At 23.2% G+C, this 2,009-nt stretch carries 3 protein-coding genes; all 3 read right to left on the bottom strand.

Translation table 11 applies throughout. The features are described 5' to 3' along the window. On the bottom strand, positions 1–486 hold a 486-nt coding region (bdr, locus tag HNP68_RS06645), incomplete at its 3' end, for a Bdr family repetitive protein (RefSeq protein ID WP_183221661.1). A gap of 13 nt (positions 487–499) precedes the next feature. Further along, positions 500–1,057: a chromosome replication/partitioning protein gene (locus HNP68_RS06650; protein ID WP_183221663.1), complete on the bottom strand. Its 558-nt coding sequence runs from the start codon at positions 1,055–1,057 to the stop codon at positions 500–502. A gap of 41 nt (positions 1,058–1,098) precedes the next feature. Continuing rightward, positions 1,099–1,854, bottom strand: coding sequence for a ParA family protein (locus tag HNP68_RS06655; protein WP_183221665.1), 756 nt, complete (start codon positions 1,852–1,854; stop codon positions 1,099–1,101). Positions 1,855–2,009: the final 155 nt, after the last annotated feature.

The raw sequence follows: 2,009 nt of genomic DNA on the forward strand, positions 1-2,009 counted from the left end.
AAGAATTGCTGCTGCTATTATCATAAAATGTACTAGTCTGTTTCCCATGCTAAGTTTTTCGTTTAAACTTTTTTCTACATTGTCTATCTTTGTATTTAAATTTTTTTCTACAAAATCTATCTTGGTAAATACACCATCTATCTTTGTATTTAAATTTTTTTCTACAAAATCTATCTTGGTATCTAAATTAGATATATCTTTTTGTAAATTTTTTTCTACATTGTCTATCTTTGTATTTAAATTTTTTTCTACAAAATCTATCTTTGTATTTAAATTTTTTTCTACATTATCTATCTTAGAGTCTAAATTAGATATATCTTTTCGTAAATTCTTTTCTACATCAATCAATTTCTCTTTTAAATATTCAAAGTTGTAATTATCATTATGAAGAAAAACAAAATCTATTGCCTCCTCGCTAAATCCTATATTTAAAAATTCATTTTTTATACTTTCTATATTATATGTTCTATACGCTAAATTATTCATAAAATCCTCTTTATTATCCTCTTAATTCTTTATATTTTTTTAAAAGCTTATTAAGGAAATCCTTTTGATTTTCAAGAAGTTCTTCCAAAATAAACGCTGTAAATTTAGCATGATTTTTATAAAAATCGTAACTTTCTTGCTTTTTAAGTTGAAATCTTAAGGGCTTTATTGGATTTTGTTTAGACTTTTTAATAACATTGTTACTTTCCAATTGCTTAATTGCTTTTTCAATACCATTATTAGCAATAAAATTGTAATCAATAATACCTTTTTCTACACCCGATACTATTTTTATATACTTATATGCTTGAGATTTAGCGATTTTAAAATTAGCTAAAAAGCTATAAAAATTCTTATACCCATCCAAGATATACAATTTTTTTTGATTAATTATGTTTAATATTTTTGCTGTTTCTATTTTATTATAAATGTCATCTGTTGTCAAAGTTTTTAATTTATCTTTCAATCTTAAATATTCTTCTTTATGAATTTCTTCTAACGATTCCATTTTAGAAATATTTTCCTTTATATCTACTCTTTTGGTTATTATCATCTTATTTTTAACACTCATTCAAGCTCCTTATTTGTCCATTACTGGATTATTTTTTTTTGTTATTTTATCTTTAACATTTTGTTTAAAGATTCTTTATATTCTTTATAATAGTCTGTTTTTGAAGAAAATTCTTTCCTATAAAACAGAGTCTTTTTGATGTCATCTCTCTTAGGAATAACTCCTATTAAATTTTCTTTATATCTATTCTCTAAGTTAAATATTATTTCCTTGTCAATGTTTTGTCTTTCTAAAGCCCCCGTCACTAAAAAATATGGATTAATATCGTTTCTATAAACTTTATTTATTGCATCTAATATTAGATCTATACTTTCAACTGCCCAAAGATCAGAATTAATTGGTATTATCAAATAATTGGTAATTACTAAAGCATTGTTTAAAAGATGCCCTAGACTAGGATTTGTATCAATTATTATATAATCATATTTAGATTTAATAGTTAAAAGTCTTTTTTCTAAAAGATTGTCTTGTAATGGTATACTTTCTGAATTAAAAACAGATAGTCCTAATGAACTAGGAATTAAGTCTAGATAATTAGATACTTTGAAAATACAATTTTCTATGTATTTTCTTTGTTTAAAGACTTCATAAAGATTGTAATTTTCAACATCTACATTTTGTTCTTTTAATTTGAATAAAAAATAACTGGTGATACTAGCTTGTGGGTCACTGTCAATTATCAATACTTTATATTTTTCTTTAGCTAATATATTGCTATAAAATAAAACGCTGGTACTTTTGCCAACACCGCCTTTAATTGACGCAATTGTTATTATTTTAGAGGTTTTTCTATCCATTTTCTAAAAATTCCTTGTTCCTGGTATTCTTCTCATATTCAATACTATATAACCTTTTTTCTAAATTCTTTTAGTTTTAAAGCATTGTTTCCATTTTCTAGCATTTCTAATAATTCATAATAATATGAACCAAATACTTTATTATATTCTAATTT

The sequence above is a fragment of the Borreliella yangtzensis genome (assembly GCF_014201775.1).
Lineage (GTDB): Bacteria > Spirochaetota > Spirochaetia > Borreliales > Borreliaceae > Borreliella > Borreliella yangtzensis.

Bases quoted from the DNA above. Each gene is read 5' to 3' on its own strand.
- HNP68_RS06650 (WP_183221663.1), bottom strand. From the start codon at position 1,057: ATGAGTGTTAAAAATAAGATGATAATAACCAAAAGAGTAGATATAAAG.
- HNP68_RS06655 (WP_183221665.1), bottom strand. From the start codon at position 1,854: ATGGATAGAAAAACCTCTAAAATAATAACAATTGCGTCAATTAAAGGC.